This is a genomic window from Curtobacterium uvaldense, assembly GCF_028307415.1.
Taxonomy (GTDB): Bacteria; Actinomycetota; Actinomycetes; order Actinomycetales; family Microbacteriaceae; genus Curtobacterium.
On the sequence record NZ_JAQMHU010000012.1, the window covers coordinates 45,366 to 61,937 of the forward strand.

Below are 16,572 nucleotides of genomic sequence, written 5' to 3' on the forward strand. Positions count from 1 at the left end.
CCTTCCGTGGGAGGGTCGGGCTCCGGAGCGGGTCGCCGGGGCCGTCGGGCCTTCCTGTGTACGCCGTCCGCCTGACCGGTCGTCCGGTCTGTGGTCGTCCGGTCTGCGCACCCCTCGTCCGGTTTCGCGTCCCGTTCACCTCGGCGTCACCTGCGGTCCATGATCGCGGGTCACACTCGCCGTGCTCGGGGGAGTGGAGCGCGGTCGCCGACGGGTGGTCGAGCGACCGCGCCTTCCCCACCCCGGCTCCGACGCCGGCGCGTCAGACGCGTTCGAGCAGGTGCCGTTCCTCGACGTCGGCCAGCCCGAGGGTCTTGTAGCCGACGGACTCGAAGAACACCGTCAACCGGTCGTCCTCCGTGCTCATCACCGTCCCTCGACCCCACTGCGCGTGCTCGACGGGCGACTCCGGGGGCCAGGCGTCGTCGTTCGCACCGTCGGCACCGTGGGCGTCCGCGTCCTGGGCGGTCCCGGCCGTGCACGTGTCGCAGTTGCCGCACGGCTCGGCGAGCTCGTCACCGAAGTACCCGAGCAGGAACTGCCGGCGGCAGCCCGAGGTCTCGGCGAACCGGCGCATCATCGCGATGCGCGACTCCTCGATCTCCTCGCGCTCCTTCGCCTGCGCCTTCGCCAGCCCCGCTGCCGCCTCGGCGTCGCGGGGGCCGTCCGGTCGACGGGTGAGACCGTCCTCACCGTCGTCGAGCGCGCCCGCGTCGACGAGGGCGTTGGCGGCGCGGCCCGCGGTGCGAGCGGCGAGCCCGGAGCGTTCGGCGAGCTCGGAACGGGCCACCGAGCCCTCGGCGGGGACGGCGTCGAACACGGCACGGAGGGTGGCCGGGCGCGGCGACCCGGACGCGAAGAAGCGTCGGAGGCCGAGGTCCTCGGCGCGGTAGTGCATCGTGGCGAGGCCGACGTCGCCGTCGCGGCCGGCACGGCCCACCTCCTGGTAGTAGGCGTCGACCGACTCGGGGACGTCGGCGTGCACGACGAAGCGCACGTCCGGCTTGTCGATCCCCATGCCGAACGCGCTGGTGGCGACGACGACGTCGAGCTCGCCGTCGAGGAACTCGTGGTGGACCCGCTCGCGGTCCCGCACGCGGAGGCCCGCGTGGTACGCCTTCGCCCGGCGACCGCTCTCCACGAGTTCGTCCGCGTACACCAGGGTCTCGGCGCGGGTGGCGACGTAGACGATGCCGACCCCCTTGAGTCCGACGACCTGCTCCACGACCGCCTCGCGCTTCGACTCGTCGTCGGCGTGCCGGGCGACCTCGAAGCGCAGGTTCGGCCGGTCGAAGCCGGTGGCGACGACCAGCGGGTCCCGCATGCCGAGCCGCTCGACGATCTCGGCGCGGACGGGCGTCGACCCGGTCGCGGTCATCGCGAGCACCGGCGGGCGCCCGAGGCGCTCGACGACCTCGCCGAGCACCAGGTAGTCCGGGCGGAAGTCGTGCCCCCAGCTCGACACGCAGTGCGCCTCGTCGACGGTGACGAGCGCGACGCCGGCGTCCCGCAGCCGCTCGACGACCTCGTCCTTCGCCAGTTGCTCGGGGGCCAGGAACACGTACCGGGCCTCGCCGGACGCCACGGCGTCCCACGCGTCCTCGAGCTGCCGGCTGCCCCTGGTGGCGTTGATCGTGACGGCTCGGGGCGCGTCCGGGTGGTCCTCGATGCCGACGACCTGGTCCTCCTGCAGGGCCACGAGGGGCGAGACGACGACGACCGGGCCGTCCAGGGCGAGCGCGGCGACCTGGTAGATCGCGGACTTCCCCGAGCCGGTGGGCATGAGCGCCAGGGCGTCGCGACCGTCGAGGACGGCGTCGACGACCTGTTCCTGCTCGGGGTGGAGGTCCCAGCCGAAGACGTCGGCGGCGCGGGTACGGAGTTCCTTCTGCACCCGTCGACCGTGCCCCGTGCCGCCTGGCCGGCCACCCGGTGACTGCGTCCCCCGGCCACCCGGGGCCGCGAGGGACGAGACGGGGGTGGAGCGTGCCTCCCGGCCGGCGTTCCGCGGTGCCGACGCATCCCGCGGCCGAGCGGGCGCGACCGGTGTCCGGACGGACGTGCTCTCCGTCCATGTGGCGGCGCTAGGGTGGTCGCGGCCGTTGTCTCGACATCGAGCGACCCTCGACGTTGAGTGCGCGACCCGATGACCGATGCCGATCGCACGAACCGTGCGGGAAGAAGAACAGCGTGGATCTTTTCGAGTACCAGGCCAGGGACCTCTTCGAGTCCTACGGCGTCCCTGTGCTGCAGGGCATCACCGCCGACACCCCGGAAGAGGCGAGGGCGGCCGCCGAGCGGATCGGCGGCGTGGTCGTCGTCAAGGCGCAGGTGAAGGTCGGCGGTCGCGGCAAGGCCGGCGGCGTCAAGGTCGCGAAGACCCCGGACGAGGCGTACGAGCACGCGGAGGCGATCCTCGGCCTCGACATCAAGGGCCACACCGTGCAGCGCGTGATGGTCGCCCAGGGTGCCGACATCGCCGAGGAGTTCTACTTCTCGGTGCTGCTCGACCGGGCGAACCGCTCGTACCTGTCGCTCGTCAGCGTCGAGGGCGGCATGGAGATCGAGCAGCTCGCGGTCGAGAAGCCCGAGGCGCTCGCGCGCGTCGAGGTGAACCCGCTCACGGGCATCAACAAGGAGGCCGCGCTCGACATCGCGCGCCAGGCGAACTTCCCGTCCGAGCTCCAGGACCAGGTCGCGGACGTCTTCGTGAAGCTCTACGACGTGTTCGCCGGCGAGGACGCCACCCTCGTCGAGGTGAACCCGCTGGTCCGCACCGGCGACGGGCAGATCCTCGCCCTCGACGGCAAGGTGTCGCTCGACGACAACGCCGACTTCCGCCACGAGGGTCACGCGCAGCTCGAGGACACCGCGAGCGAGGACCCGCTCGAGGCCAAGGCGAAGCAGCACGGCCTGAACTACGTGAAGCTCGACGGCGAGGTCGGCGTCATCGGCAACGGCGCAGGGCTCGTCATGTCGACGCTCGACGTCGTCGCGTACGCCGGTGAGCGCCACGGCGGCGTGAAGCCCGCGAACTTCCTCGACATCGGCGGTGGCGCCTCGGCCGAGGTCATGGCGAACGGCCTCGACGTCATCCTCGGCGACCCGCAGGTGAAGAGCGTGTTCGTGAACGTCTTCGGCGGCATCACCGCCTGCGACGCCGTCGCGAACGGCATCGTCGCCGCACTCGGCATCCTCGGCGACTCGGCGACCAAGCCGCTCGTCGTGCGCCTGGACGGCAACAACGTGGACGAGGGTCGCCGGATCCTGGCGGAGGCGGCGCACCCGCTCGTCACCGTCGCCGAGACCATGGACGATGCGGCCGAGCAGGCCGCCGAGCTCGCCGCGGCCGCGGCGTAAGGAGCACCAGAGCAATGTCGATCTTCCTCAACAAGGACTCGAAGGTCATCGTCCAGGGCATCACCGGCGGCGAGGGCACGAAGCACACCGCGCTCATGCTCAAGGCCGGCACGCAGGTCGTCGGCGGCGTGAACGCCCGCAAGGCCGGCACCACCGTCTCGCACGGCGACGTCGAGCTCCCCGTGTTCGGCTCGGTGCGTGAAGCCGTCGACACCACCGGTGCCGACGTCTCGATCGTCTTCGTCCCGCCGGCGTTCGCGAAGGACGCGGTCATGGAGGCCATCGACGCCGAGGTCCCGCTCGTCGTCGTCATCACCGAGGGCATCCCCGTGCAGGACTCCGCGGAGTTCTGGGCGCACGCGAAGGCGCTGGGCGGGAAGACCCGGATCATCGGCCCGAACTGCCCCGGCATCATCACCCCGGGGGAGTCGCTCGTCGGCATCACCCCGGCGACGATCACCGGCAAGGGCCCGATCGGTCTCGTGTCGAAGTCCGGCACCCTGACCTACCAGATGATGTACGAGCTGCGTGACCTGGGCTTCTCGACCGCCATCGGCATCGGCGGCGACCCGGTCATCGGCACGACGCACATCGACGCGCTCGCCGCGTTCGAGGCCGACCCGGAGACGACGGCGATCGTCATGATCGGCGAGATCGGCGGCGACGCCGAGGAGCGCGCGGCCGACTACATCAAGGCGCACGTCACGAAGCCGGTCGTCGGCTACGTCGCGGGCTTCACCGCGCCCGAGGGCAAGACCATGGGCCACGCCGGCGCGATCGTCTCCGGTTCCGCCGGGACCGCCGAGGCGAAGAAGCAGGCGCTCGAGGCCGCCGGCGTCAAGGTCGGCAAGACGCCGTCCGAGACGGCCGCGCTGCTGCGCGAGGTGGTCGCCGCCGCGACGGCGTAGCGGTCCGCACGACCCGACGGACGGGAGGCACGGTGCCGGTGGGCACCGTGCCTCCCGTCCTGCTGTGGACGGTCGGCCAGTCTCCACAGGTGCCGCGCGGCTCGCTCGGTGACCGCGGGACGGCACGTACCCTGACCACGATGAACCGCCTGGGAACCGCACTGCTGGCCGCCGTCGAGGCGATCGTGACGGTCGGCGTGGGCGTCGGGATCGCCCTCGTGCCGCTGACCCTGCTCTGGGGCTTCGAGTACGGGCTGCAGATCGACTGGGACGTCTTCTGGAAGGCCGCGGGCAGCGTCTGGCTCGTCGGCCACGGCGTCGACGTGACCTTCCGGCTCGGCAGCGACGTCGCCGGGGCCTCCGGGGTCGACGGGGCGGCGGACCCCATCCACGTGACGCTCGCAGCCCTCGGCTTCGCGGTCGTGACCGCCTGGCTCGGCGGGCGCGCCGGTCGCCGGTTCGCCGAGACCGAGCACCGGACGACCGGGCTGCTGGTCGGCACCGCCGCCGTCGCGTTGCTCGGGCTCGCGGTCGCGCTCTCGTCGACGTCGGCGGCCTCGGACCCCGTGGTGTGGCAGGCCGTCGTGCTGCCCGCGCTCTGGTTCGCGGTCCCCGCCCTGGCGACGAGCGAGGTGTGCCGGGTCCGTCGGGGACTGCCGGCCGACCCGCTCACACGACGGGTGCTCGACCAGGTCGACCGGATCCCCGCGCTGTGGCGCACCGTCGCCGGCTTCGCGCTCCGTGCCGGCACCGCGGTGACCGCCGTGGTGGTCGCCGCCGCGGGCATCGTCGTCGCGTTCCTGCTCGTCACCTCGTTCGCCGAGGTCATCGCGCTGTACGAGCGCTCCCACGCCGGCGTGGTCGGGGGCATCGCGCTCACCGTGGGGCAGCTCGCGTTCCTGCCCGACTTCGTGGGCTGGGCGGTCGCGTGGCTGGTCGGTCCGGGCTTCGCGATCGGCACCGGGTCGAGCGTCTCGCCGATCGGCACGTCGCTCGGGCCGATCCCCGGTGTCCCGGTGTTCGGCGCGCTGCCGGCGTCCGGGCACACCTTCGGACTGCTCGGGGTGCTCGTGCCCGTCGTCGCCGGGTTCGTGGTCGGCGGTCTCATGCGCCCCGCGCTCGTCCGTGCCCTGGGCCACGAGGACACCCCGCTCCGCCGCGCACTCGCGGGCGTCGCCACCGGTGTCGTGGCGGGGGTGCTGACCGGGGTCGCCACGGGACTGACCTCAGGCTCGCTCGGCCCCGGTCGGCTCGCCGAGGCCGGGCCGAACGGACTGCTCGTCGGACTCTTCGCGGCGCTCGAGGTCGGGCTGCCCGCCGCGGTCGCACTGGCCGTCGGAAGCGATCTGGTGCGCATGCCCGAGCGGTCGTGGGGTCGTGAGCGCTGGGTCGAGGCCGAGGACGCCGCTGCCGAGGCGACTGCCGAAGACGCCCGTGCGGGCTCGCTCGTCACGGCGCTGGACGAGGCCGGAGCGGGCCACGTGCCTGCGACGCACCGGTTCAGGGTCCACGAGGCGCACGACTCCGCGACCCACGCGACCCCGGCGTCCGCGACCGGGTCGCACCGCGGGGACGACCAGCCGACCGAGACGATCGAGGACGACGAGCCCGCGCCGACACCGACGGTGGCCGCACGGACCGACCATGCCCGTGGTACCGACGAGCCCGCCGGCGGGTCCACCGACCGGCGTGCTCCGGCGTCGGTCTCCGAGCCCGAGCCCGGCCGGGCTCCCGAGGCCGGCGGTGCTCCCGTGGCCGGCCGTGCTCCTGCGGCCGAGCCGGACGACGTCCCCCTGCCCGACTGGGCCCGGACGGACGCCGTCGCCGCGGAACGGGTCGCCCCCGCACCGACGCCGGGCACGCAGCCGGCACGGAGCGGCACCAGCAGCCTGCGCGACCGACTGCGCAGCGCCGCCGGTGACGTCCGCGCCCGTGTCGGCGAGCTGCGCGACCGGGTCGGCGGCTCGGCCCATCACCCGTCACACGACCCCTCGGGGCAGTCCCAGCAGTCCCGGCAGTCCCGGCAGTCCGGGCGATCGGAGCGCGACGAGACGCTGCCGCACGCCCCCGGCACCGAACAGCAGCCGGCGTTCCCGTGGAGCACCGAGGAGTTCGTCGCCGGGCGCGACGACGCCGACGGTGCCCGGGACGCAGCGGACACCGAGGCTTCCCGCGGGGAGCGCGCCGCACCCGGATCCGCCGCACCGGCCCCCACGGGCTCCGGGTCGCGGTGGGACCAGACCGACCAGATCGCCGAGGACGAGCTGCCCTGGTGGCGCCGTCCGAAGCACGACGCGTAGCGCTCGCCGCGCCGCCGCTAGGCTGGTCCCCGTGCTCGAACTGGTCGTCCTGATCTCCGGTACCGGCTCGAACCTCCGAGCCCTGCTCGAGGCGACGACCGACGCCGAGTACCCCGCCCGCGTGGTCGCGATCGGGGCCGACCGCGATGCCGAGGGCCTGGCGCTGGGCGAGGAGTTCGGGGTCCCGACCTTCTCGGTGCCGTTCTCCCGCTTCGCCTCGCGCGACGAGTGGGGCGCCGAGCTCGCCGCCCAGATCCGGCCGTGGTCGCCGGACCTCCTCGTGCTCTCCGGCCTGATGCGCCTGCTCCCGCACGCCGTCGTGTCCGAGTTCGCCCCCGCGATCATCAACACCCACCCCGCGTACCTGCCCGAGTTCCCCGGCGCACACGGGGTCCGTGACGCCCTGGCCGCCGGCATCGAGCAGACCGGCGCCAGCGTGATCCAGGTCGACGACGGCGTGGACACCGGCCCGATCCTGGCGCAGGAGCGGATCCCGGTGCTGCCGGACGACTCCGAGTCGACGCTGCACGACCGCATCAAGCCGGTCGAGCGCCGCCTGCTCATCCAGACCATCCTCGACATCGCCAACGGCACCACCGACCTGAAGGGCACCCCGAGCGCATGAGCGTGCACGCCGCCGACCCCAGCCTCTACCGCCACCGCGACGTCGTCCCCGTGCGGCGCGCGCTCGTCTCGGTGAGCGACAAGTCCGGCCTGCTCGAGCTCGCCGGCGCCCTGGCCGACGCGGGTGTGGAGCTCGTCTCGACGGGCAGCACGGCGCAGACGATCCGCGACGCCGGGTACGCCGTCACCGACGTGTCGAGCGTGACCGGGTTCCCGGAGTCGCTGGACGGCCGCGTCAAGACCCTGCACCCTGCCGTGCACGCGGGGCTCCTCGCCGACCTGCGCCTCGAGTCGCACGAGCAGCAGCTCGCCGAGCTCGGCATCGCGGCGTTCGAGCTCGTCGTGGTGAACCTGTACCCGTTCGTCGAGACCGTCGCCTCGGGTGCCGAGGCCGCGACCGTGGTGGAGAACGTCGACATCGGCGGACCGGCGATGGTCCGCGCCTCGGCGAAGAACCACCCGAACGTCGCGATCGTCGTGTCGCCGTCGTCCTACGCCGAGGTCGTCGAGGCCGTCCGGGCCGGCGGCACCACGCTCGAACTCCGGAAGCGCCTCGCCGCCCAGGCCTTCGCCCACACGGCCTCCTACGACGCCGCCGTCGCCTCGTACTTCGCGACCGACGTCGTCGGGCAGGACGCGGCACACGTCGCCGCCCAGGCCGCCGCGCCCACGGTGACGGGCGACCTCGAGACGCCGGGCTCGTTCGACGAGACGCTCCGGCTCGAGGCCGGACTGACCGCGACGCTCCGCTACGGCGAGAACGCGCACCAGGCCGCCGCGCTCTACACGACCTCCGGCGGAGCGGGCATCGCCCAGGCGACGCAGCTGCACGGCAAGGAGATGTCGTACAACAACTACGTCGACGCCGACGCCGCCGTCCGGGCCGCGTACGACTTCGACACCCCCGCCGTCGCGATCATCAAGCACGCCAACCCGTGCGGCATCGCGACCGCCCCGGCGGACGCCGTCGACCCGATCGCGTCGGCACACGCCGCCGCCCACGCCTGCGACCCGCTGTCGGCCTTCGGCGGGGTCATCGCCGCGAACCGCCCGGTCACGAAGCAGATGGCCGAGACCGTGCGCGACGTCTTCACCGAGGTCGTCGTGGCCCCGGCCTTCGACCCCGAGGCGCTCGAGATCCTCTCGCAGAAGAAGAACATCCGGCTCCTCACCCTGCCGGCGGACTTCGCGCTCGCGTCCCGTGAGGTCAAGCAGGTCTCCGGCGGCTTCCTCGTGCAGGACGCCGACCGCTTCACCACCTTCGACCAGTCGACCTGGACCCTGGTGTCCGGCGAGCCGGCCGACGACGCGACCCTGGCCGACCTGGCGTTCGCGTGGAAGGCCAGCCGCGCCGTGAAGTCGAACGCGATCCTGCTCGCCGACCAGGGCGCGAGCGTCGGCGTCGGCATGGGCCAGGTCAACCGGGTTGACTCCTGCCACCTCGCGGTGGACCGCGCCGGGGAGCGTGCCCGGGGCAGCGTCGCAGCGTCGGACGCGTTCTTCCCGTTCGCCGACGGCCTGCAGGTCCTGCTCGACGCCGGTGTCCGTGCCGTCGCGCAGCCGGGCGGCAGCGTCCGTGACGACGAGGTCATCGCGGCGGCGCAGGCAGCCGGCGTGACCATGTACTTCACCGGCGAGCGTCACTTCTTCCACTGAGTCACCGAACACCGAACACCGGACACCGGACACCGCCACGCGCTCGGATCGACGGCGTCCAACAACGCCGAGACCATTGCGCAACACGTGCGACTGTGAATAGTCTGTAAGGCTCCGCACCGCACCGGACGATCGCAACCGGATCGGCCGTGCCCGCGGACACAACGGTGACGAAGACGACGACTGGAGTGACGATGGACGCGACGACCGGAACAGTGGCGACGGCTGCCCGGACGGGTCTCGTGTCCCTCGTGGGGACCACTCCCGCCCCGCGACCCCGGACCCGGACGGCACCGCCGCTCCGGTACCCGGGCGCGGCCGCCGTCTAGCCAGGCCCCTCCCACGGCCTCGCGCCCGACGACACCGTCGGCGAGCGCGGACCACCTGCTGAGAACCCGGGGACCCGTGTCCCCGGTGCCCTCCGGCCCGGTCGACGTCACGCGAGTGGCGGCGACGGCGCGCGACCACGCGCCCGGCCGACGACCACCGCACTGCCACGCCGCGCCTCCCGGCCGGACCGCCACCCACCGACGCGACCCGTCGGCGGGCCGGACGACCCGACCGGGCGGACGCCGCACGACGCACGAGGACGCAACCGCATGTCCACAACGCCCGACCAGGCGACCCCCTCCACCGACCGCCCCTCGACCCTGCGCGCCATCGGGCGCATCTGGCCCTACGTCAGGCCGTACCGCTGGCGACTGTTCGGCGGCATGGCCGCGGCGATGGGCGCCTCGCTCGTCGCCCTGGTGATCCCGTACGTGCTCCAGTGGCTCGTCGACGGACCGCTGTCCTCGCGCGACGCCGCGCTCATCTGGCCCGCCGGACTCGGCGTGCTCGCACTCGGCGCCCTCGAGGCCTTCTTCATCGCATCCCGCCGACGGCTCGTGATGCGCCCGTCGACGCGCATCGAGACGAGCATGCGCAACGCGCTCTACGCCAAGCTCCAGGACCTGCCGGTGGCCTTCCACGACCGCTGGGAGTCCGGGCAGCTGCTGTCCCGTTCGGTGTCCGACCTGTCGCTCATCCGCCGATGGCTGGCGTTCGGCGTCGTGCTGCTCGTGGTGAACATCGTCACGATCGCCGTCGGCTTCGTCGTGCTGTTCACCTTCGGGTGGCTGCTCGGACTGATCTTCCTCGTGGCGTCGATCCCGCTGTGGATCAACGGCCTGCTGTTCGAGCGGAAGTACTCCGTCGTCGCGCGGCGCAGCCAGGACCAGGTCGGCGACCTCGCCACGAGCGTCGAGCAGTCGGTGCACGGCATCCGCGTGCTCAAGGCGTTCGGCCGCGGTCGCTTCAAGCTCGACGAGTTCAGTGAGCAGGCCGAGGCGCTCCGCGGCACCGAGATCGAGAAGGCGAAGGCCATCGCGAGCATCTGGCTGTGGCTGCTGCTCGTGCCGGACGTCGCGTTCGCGCTGTGCCTGCTCGCCGGCATCTGGCTGGCGTCGCAGGGCGAGCTGACGGTCGGACAGCTGTTCGCGTTCTTCGCGACGGCGACCGTGCTGCGGTTCCCGATCGAGTCGATCGGGTTCTTCCTGTCGATGACGTTCGACACCCGGACCGCGGTCGACCGGTTCTTCGAGGTCATGGACTCCGAGAACACGATCCAGGACCCGGCGTCACCGAGGACCATCGACGAGCCGCACGGTGCGCTGTCGTTCAACGCCGTGCACTTCCGGTACCAGGACGCGACGGACGAGTACCCGGACCTGGTGGACGGCGTCGAGCTGCAGCTGCACCCGGGCGAGACCATGGCGCTCGTCGGCCTGACCGGCAGCGGCAAGACGACCCTGCTGTCCCTGGTGCCGCGGCTGTACGACGTGACCGGCGGCTCGATCACGATCGACGGCGTCGACGTCCGCGACCTCACCCGCGCGGACCTCCGTCGGCACGTCGGTGTCGCCTTCGAGGACGCCACGCTGTTCTCGACGAGCGTCCGCGACAACGTGCTGCTCGGTCGCCCGGACCTGTCCGGCGACGAGGCCGAGCGCATCATGCGCGAGGCGCTCGACATCGCGCAGGCGTCCTTCGTCGACGACCTGCCCGAGGGCGTCGACACCCGCGTCGGCGAGGAAGGGCTGTCGCTCTCCGGCGGCCAGCGGCAGCGTCTGGCGCTCGCCCGCGCGATCGCCGCGCGGCCGTCGGTCCTGGTGCTCGACGACCCGCTGTCGGCGCTCGACGTCGACACCGAGGCGCGGGTCGAGGCCGGGCTCCGCCGCGTGCTGGCCGACACCACGTCGCTCATCGTCGCCCACCGCCCCTCGACCGTGACGCTCGCCGACCGGGTGGCGCTCATGGAGGGCGGACGCATCACCGCCGTCGGCACCCACTCGGAGCTGATGGCCACCAACGAGCACTACCGCTACGTCATCTCCTCGCTCGACGAGGACGACGCACCCGCCCGAGAGGAGGCGATGGCATGAGCCAGCAGGACCAGGTACCGCCCGTGGACACGGCAGCCGGGCCGGGAGGCCCCGATCCCGTCCTCGACGACGTCGCGGACACGAAGGCGGCCGGCCCCGTCACCGCCGCGGTCACCACGCTCGGCGTGCGCGGCGAGGAGCGCGAGGACTTCAGCAAGGCGGAGAGCAAGCGCCTGCGGCGTCGCTCCCTCGCCCTGCTCGGGTCGCTCGCGGCTCCGCTGAAGGCACGCCTCGTGCTGCTCGGCGTCGTCGTGGTGGTCTCCACCGCGGGGACCGTCGCGGGTCCCGCGCTCATCGCGTGGGGCATCGACAACGCCCTGCCCCGGGTGATGGACGAGAACGACTGGGTACCGGCGTTCGGCGTCGTGGCGACGTACATCGTCGTCGCGGTGCTCGGCGCGGTCCTCACCGCCTGGTACACCGTGCTCGCGGCGCGGATCAGCCAGGCGATCCTGTTCGACCTGCGGAAGCGCGTGTTCCTGCACACCCAGCGGCTGTCGCTCGAGTTCCACGAGACGTACACGTCCGGCCGGATCATCTCCCGCCAGACGAGCGACCTGGACTCGATCCGCGAGCTGCTCGACTCCGGCCTGAACCAGCTCATCCAGGGCGTGCTCTACATGGTGTTCACGGGCATCGCGCTCGTGCTGCTCGACCCGACCTCCGGGCTCGTGCTCGCGGTGTCGCTCGTGCCGCTGTGGTTCCTGATCCGCTGGTTCCAGACGAACTCGCAGACCCTGTTCCGGGCCACCCGTGTGACCTCGGCGCGCGTCATCGTGCACTTCGTCGAGACCATGACCGGCATCCGGGCGGTGCAGGCGTTCCGGAAGGAGTCCCGCAACCGCGACGAGTACGGCGGCTACGTCGAGGACTACCGGGTGGCGAACACGAAGGTCTTCAACCTGTTCGGCACGTTCGACCCCGTGCTCGTCCTCATCGGCAACGCCACGCTCGCGGCCGTCGTCATCGTCGGCGGCTTCCGGATCGTGGGGGGCTCGCTCGAGGTCGGCGCGCTGCTCGCGGTCGCGCTGTACGCCAAGCGGTTCTTCGACCCGGCCCAGGAACTCGCGATGTTCTACAACGGGTACCAGTCGGCCTCGGCGGCGATGGAGAAGATCTCCGGCGTCCTCGAGGAACGCCCGTCGGTGCCCGACCCCGCGAAGCCCGTGCGGCTGCCGGACGCCACCGGCGCGATGGACTTCGACGACGTCGAGTTCGCGTACAACGCGGAGAAGGTCGTGCTCCCCGAGTTCGACCTGCACATCCCGGCGGGGCAGACCATCGCGCTCGTCGGGTCGACCGGTGCCGGGAAGTCGACGCTCGCGAAGCTCATGGCGCGGTTCTACGACCCGTCGAAGGGTTCCGTGCGGCTCGACGGCGTGGACCTGCGGGACATCGACCCGAAGGACATGCGCCGCGCGATCGTCATGGTCACGCAGGAGGCGTACCTGTTCTCCGGCTCCGTCGCGGACAACATCGCGCTCGGCAAGCCCGGGGCGACGCGGGACGAGATCGTGCGCGCGGCGAAGGCGGTCGGGGCGGACGCGTTCATCGAGGCCCTGCCCGACGGGTACGACACCGACGTGAACAAGCGCGGTGGCCGGGTGTCGGCCGGGCAGCGGCAGCTCCTGTCGTTCGCCCGGGCGTTCATCGCCGACCCGAAGGTGCTCATCCTCGACGAGGCCACGGCGTCGCTGGACATCCCGTCCGAGCGGCTCGTGCAGGAGGGCCTCGAGACCCTGCTCGCGGACCGCACCGCCGTGATCATCGCGCACCGCCTGTCGACCGTCGCGATCGCCCACCGGGTGCTCGTGATGGAGTACGGGCGGATCGTCGAGGACGGCACGCCGGACGACCTGATCGCGGGGACCGGGCGGTTCGCCCAGCTGCACGCCGCCTGGCGGGACTCGCTCGTCTGACGGACCGGGCTGCACGTGGTTTGCTGACTCCATGAGCAACGACAGCGTGCAGCCCGGCGGCGTCGCCCTGCGCGACCCCTTCTACGGGGCACCCTTCGCCGAGGCGGTCCGACGGTTCTGGCGGAAGTACACCGTGTTCACCGGACGGGCCTCCCGCTCCGAGGCCTGGTGGTGGTGGCTGACGTCGTTCGTGATCGGGCTCGTGCTCCAGCTCGTCCCGCAGGTGTTCACGCCCGGGACCCCGGTGCTCGAGAACCCGGTCGGCTCGTACCTGTTCGTGCTCTGGGGCCTGGCCACACTGATCGGGTCGCTCGCCCTCGGTGCCCGTCGGCTGCACGACGCGAACCTGTCCGGCTTCTGGCAGTTCCTGCACGTGGTCGTCGGCATCGGCTCGCTCGTGCTGCTGGTGATGTTCCTGCTGCCGCCGAACCCGAAGGGCTCGCGCTTCGACTGAGCGCTCAGAACGGGTCGTCGGCGTCCGTGGCGGGTGACCAGCGCGCACGACGCACGTCGATCCTCCAGGCCGACGAGCCCGACGCAGCCGACGACCGCTCAACGAGCGGCGTGCCCTCGGCACGGTAGTGCTCGAGGGCCCGCGCCTCGTGCCGGACGGGCGGCAGTCCGCCGGCGCGCACCACGCGCCACCACGGCAGATCGGCACCCTCGCGGGCCATCACCGTGCCGACGGCGCGAGCGGCCCGCGACCCGAGGACGGCGGCGACGTCGCCGTACGTCATGACGTGCCCAGCCGGGATCAGCCGGACCACCTCGGCGACCGCGGCCCCGAAGTCCGGCTCGGCCCCGGAGTCCGGCTCGGGTCCGGACTCGGCTCCGTCCACGCCCGGTCAGAGCGCGAGGACGGCGTAGTGGTCGCCGTACTGCGTCTCACGCACGACCTCGAACCCGAGGGCGCGGAAGAACGCCTCGGGGCCGCCGTGGCCGCCCGGCTCGTACACGACCGTGAGCCGCTCGAACCCGCGGCTCCGGGCCTCGTCCGCGAGACCGTGCACCGCGAAGCGGCCGACACCGCGGCCCTGCGCGTCGGCGGCGACGTTGACGCGCCAGATCGCGCTGCGGAGCTCTTCCTCGTTGTTGTCCTCGTCGAAGGTGCCGATGATCATCCCGACCACGCGGTCCCCGTCGAGCACCACGCGGGTCCACGCCGAGCTCGGCTTCACGTCGGACTCGGCGACGCCGTACGTCGTCGGCTGGACGAACTGCTCCTGCCCGGGCTTGAGCGTCAGCGAGTTGGCCGCGGCGGCGGTCGACGCGGAGAGGGCTTCGAGGCGGAGGTCCGTCATGCCGCTCAGGGTAGCGGTGCACCCCGTCCGGGTGCCAGGACGACGTGCGAAGCGTTGCAGCACCGTTGCGTGCGCACGGGCGGCGGTAGGGTCGCGGCATGGCGGAGCATCGGCGCGGGGCGAACCTGCCGTCGATCGGCGGCTTCAACCGCACCGTCGTGCTCGATGCCGTCCGCCGCTCGCCCGACGGGCTGAGCCGTGTGGAGCTCGCCGCGAGCACGGGCCTGAGCGCCCAGACGGTGTCGAACGTCACGCGCTTCCTGATCGAGGCCGGCATGATCGTCGAGTCCGGCACCGTGGTCGCCGGCCGTGGGAAGCCCCGGACGATCCTGCGGCTCGAGGCGACGAGCCGGTACGCGGTCGGTGTGCACGTCGACCCCGCGGTCGTGACGTACGTGCTCCTCGACCTCGCCGGCAGCGTGGTCGCCGAGACCACCACGTCGACGCCCTCCGCGGACGACCCCGCCGAGGTCGTCCGGACCATCGCGACCGCCGTCGACGGCCTCGTCGCGGACGCCGGTGTCGCGGCGGAGAGCGTGCTCGGCGTCGGCATCGCGAGCCCCGGGCCGATCGACGTCGACGCCGGCGTCGTGCTCGACCCGCCGTTCCTGCCCCGCTGGCGGGACGTGCCGCTGCGCGACGCGCTCGCCGAGGCGACCGGCTTCCCGGTGCTGCTCGAGAAGGACGTCACCGCGGCGGTCGTCGGCGAGATGTTCCTGGCGGGGGAGTCCTCGGCGCGGAACTTCGCCTTCGTCTACTTCGGGACGGGCTTCGGCGTCGGGCTCGTCGTCGACCACGAACCCGTCCGCGGTACCGGCTCGAACGCGGGCGACGCCGGGCACATCATGGTCGACCAGGGGGCGCTCGCGGGGACCCCCGACGGCTCCGGTCCGCGGGGTGAGGTCGGGGCCGCGGTCGCCCCGGCACGGCTGGTCGAGGTCGCGCGGGACCGCGGGCTCCGGCTGCCCGGCGCTGCTCGGGCGGACGACGTCACCGCCGTGCAGCGGGCCTGGGACTCCCTCGGCGAGGCGATCGCGTCCGGCGACGAGGTCGCCTCGGGACTCGCGGCCGACGCCGGGACCGTCATGGGCCGGGCCGTCGTGGTCATCGTCAACCTGCTCGACGTCGACCGCGTGGTCTTCGGCGGACCGTTCTGGTCCCGCATCGCCCCGGTCGCCCTCCCGGCGGCGCGGGCCGCGATCACGGGGTCGCCGCTGCTCGTCCCGAAGCACCCGATCGCGGTCGTGGACAGCGGGCGGGGTGCGGACGTGGCGGCCGTCGGCGCCGCGTGCCTCGTGCTCGACGCGGCGCTGTCACCGCGCGCGAGCGCGCTGCTCATCCGCCGCTGACCCGTCGACGCGGGTCGACAGGAGCGGCTGGCCGACGACCCGCCGGTGACCGCGTGCCGGACGGGAGGCCCTGGGCGTGCCCGCCCCGCGCCTCCCGTCCGGTCGTCCGTCGACCGGGAGGCGCGGTGACGGTCCGCCCCGCGCCTCCCGTCCGACGACGTCCCGTCAGGCCGCGCCGAGCACCCTCCGCCACGCCGCCGTCAGCGTGTCGTACTCCTCGTCCGTCAGGAGGTCGCGGACGCCGGTGGCGAGGACCGCCGAGCGGACCGCTTCCTCGGCCCCGGCGCGGTCGCGGAGGTGTGCACCGCCGTGCTTGACGGCCTTGCCGGCCTCCTGCGCCGCCTCGATCTCGTCGACGCGACCGGCCTCGCCGGCGGCGTCGAGTGCGTGCTTCCACGCGGCCAGCAGGTCGGCGTTCGTCACCATCCGGCCGTCGGCGCCGCCCTGGATCGCGAGCGAGGCGCTCGCCTCCGGCACCACGATCTGCTCGTCGGCCTTCCAGACGACGTCGAGCGCCTCGGCCTCCTCGGCGGTGATCTGCCCGGCACGCTCGATCATCGACTGCAGTGCGGTGTTGCTGGTGTCGTCCGTCACGGTTCCCTCTCCGACCGAACGCGCTCGCGTGGTCGCTCCCATCCTCCTGACGCCTGCTGGGAGGACGCGGCACCGGTCGTTCACCCGGCAGCCACCGGCCGGACGCCGGGATGCTGAACAGTCGTGCAGGTCCCCCTG

13 protein-coding genes are annotated in these 16,572 nt (G+C 72.9%); 9 read left to right on the top strand and 4 right to left on the bottom strand.

What is annotated here, in order from left to right:
- Positions 1-262 precede the first annotated feature (262 nt).
- A complete protein-coding gene (locus PIJ49_RS08995; RefSeq protein WP_271826382.1) occupies positions 263-1,894 on the bottom strand; it encodes a RecQ family ATP-dependent DNA helicase in 1,632 nt (543 codons plus the stop codon).
- A 296-nt stretch (positions 1,895-2,190) separates the two neighbouring features.
- On the opposite strand from PIJ49_RS08995, the gene sucC reads away from it, so the two are divergent.
- From sucC to PIJ49_RS09035, 8 genes are all read left to right on the top strand, one after another.
- Positions 2,191-3,360: an ADP-forming succinate--CoA ligase subunit beta gene (gene sucC / locus PIJ49_RS09000; RefSeq protein WP_066656857.1), complete on the top strand. Its 1,170-nt coding sequence runs from the start codon at positions 2,191-2,193 to the stop codon at positions 3,358-3,360.
- A gap of 14 nt (positions 3,361-3,374) precedes the next feature.
- Positions 3,375-4,268 carry a succinate--CoA ligase subunit alpha gene (gene sucD / locus PIJ49_RS09005; protein ID WP_271826383.1) on the top strand — a complete coding sequence of 298 codons (894 nt, stop codon included), beginning with the start codon at positions 3,375-3,377 and terminating at the stop codon, positions 4,266-4,268.
- Positions 4,269-4,408: 140 nt separating this feature from the next.
- Positions 4,409-6,568, top strand: a complete 2,160-nt coding sequence (locus PIJ49_RS09010; protein WP_271826384.1) for a cell division protein PerM — start codon at positions 4,409-4,411, stop codon at positions 6,566-6,568.
- A 31-nt stretch (positions 6,569-6,599) separates the two neighbouring features.
- Entirely contained in the window at positions 6,600-7,193 is a 594-nt protein-coding gene (gene purN / locus PIJ49_RS09015; protein WP_271826385.1) for a phosphoribosylglycinamide formyltransferase, read from the top strand.
- Positions 7,190-8,848, top strand: a complete 1,659-nt coding sequence (purH, locus tag PIJ49_RS09020) for a bifunctional phosphoribosylaminoimidazolecarboxamide formyltransferase/IMP cyclohydrolase (RefSeq protein WP_271826386.1) — start codon at positions 7,190-7,192, stop codon at positions 8,846-8,848. The genes purN and purH overlap by 4 nt, the downstream gene beginning before the upstream one ends.
- Positions 8,849-9,447: 599 nt before the next feature.
- Positions 9,448-11,271 (top strand): ABC transporter ATP-binding protein, encoded by a 1,824-nt coding sequence (locus PIJ49_RS09025; protein ID WP_251155226.1) that lies wholly within the window; start codon positions 9,448-9,450, stop codon positions 11,269-11,271.
- Positions 11,268-13,190, top strand: a complete 1,923-nt coding sequence (locus PIJ49_RS09030; RefSeq protein WP_245172345.1) for an ABC transporter ATP-binding protein — start codon at positions 11,268-11,270, stop codon at positions 13,188-13,190. The genes PIJ49_RS09025 and PIJ49_RS09030 overlap by 4 nt, the downstream gene beginning before the upstream one ends.
- Before the next feature lie 31 nt (positions 13,191-13,221).
- On the top strand, positions 13,222-13,644 hold the full coding sequence (locus tag PIJ49_RS09035) for a DUF805 domain-containing protein (RefSeq protein ID WP_066656841.1): 423 nt from the start codon (positions 13,222-13,224) through the stop codon (positions 13,642-13,644).
- 4 nt (positions 13,645-13,648) lie between these two features.
- Here the strand turns inward: PIJ49_RS09035 and PIJ49_RS09040 are convergent, their stop codons facing one another.
- Together PIJ49_RS09040 and PIJ49_RS09045 are read right to left on the bottom strand one after the other, a co-directional pair.
- Positions 13,649-14,029: an MGMT family protein gene (locus tag PIJ49_RS09040; protein WP_066656839.1), complete on the bottom strand. Its 381-nt coding sequence runs from the start codon at positions 14,027-14,029 to the stop codon at positions 13,649-13,651.
- Between the two features lie 6 nt (positions 14,030-14,035).
- The gene (locus PIJ49_RS09045) at positions 14,036-14,491 is read right to left on the bottom strand and encodes a GNAT family N-acetyltransferase (RefSeq protein ID WP_066656837.1); all 456 of its coding nucleotides are present in this window, start codon (positions 14,489-14,491) and stop codon (positions 14,036-14,038) included.
- A gap of 98 nt (positions 14,492-14,589) precedes the next feature.
- Here PIJ49_RS09045 and PIJ49_RS09050 point away from each other — a divergent pair, with 98 nt between their 5' ends.
- Positions 14,590-15,840, top strand: coding sequence for an ROK family transcriptional regulator (locus PIJ49_RS09050; protein WP_066656834.1), 1,251 nt, complete (start codon positions 14,590-14,592; stop codon positions 15,838-15,840).
- Positions 15,841-16,005: 165 nt separating this feature from the next.
- On the opposite strand, the gene PIJ49_RS09055 is transcribed toward PIJ49_RS09050, so the two are convergent.
- Positions 16,006-16,434 carry a hypothetical protein gene (locus PIJ49_RS09055; protein WP_209685343.1) on the bottom strand — a complete coding sequence of 143 codons (429 nt, stop codon included), beginning with the start codon at positions 16,432-16,434 and terminating at the stop codon, positions 16,006-16,008.
- Between the last annotated feature and the right edge of the window lie 138 nt (positions 16,435-16,572).

What these genes read in the sequence shown, in the direction of transcription:
- sucD (WP_271826383.1), top strand. Translation starts at nt 3,375, where the DNA reads ATGTCGATCTTCCTCAACAAGGACTCGAAGGTCATCGTCCAGGGCATC.
- PIJ49_RS09010 (WP_271826384.1), top strand. Translation starts at nt 4,409, where the DNA reads ATGAACCGCCTGGGAACCGCACTGCTGGCCGCCGTCGAGGCGATCGTG.
- purH (WP_271826386.1), top strand. Translation starts at nt 7,190, where the DNA reads ATGAGCGTGCACGCCGCCGACCCCAGCCTCTACCGCCACCGCGACGTC.
- PIJ49_RS09025 (WP_251155226.1), top strand. Translation starts at nt 9,448, where the DNA reads ATGTCCACAACGCCCGACCAGGCGACCCCCTCCACCGACCGCCCCTCG.
- PIJ49_RS09030 (WP_245172345.1), top strand. Translation starts at nt 11,268, where the DNA reads ATGAGCCAGCAGGACCAGGTACCGCCCGTGGACACGGCAGCCGGGCCG.
- PIJ49_RS09035 (WP_066656841.1), top strand. Translation starts at nt 13,222, where the DNA reads ATGAGCAACGACAGCGTGCAGCCCGGCGGCGTCGCCCTGCGCGACCCC.
- PIJ49_RS09045 (WP_066656837.1), bottom strand. Translation starts at nt 14,491, where the DNA reads ATGACGGACCTCCGCCTCGAAGCCCTCTCCGCGTCGACCGCCGCCGCG.
- PIJ49_RS09050 (WP_066656834.1), top strand. Translation starts at nt 14,590, where the DNA reads ATGGCGGAGCATCGGCGCGGGGCGAACCTGCCGTCGATCGGCGGCTTC.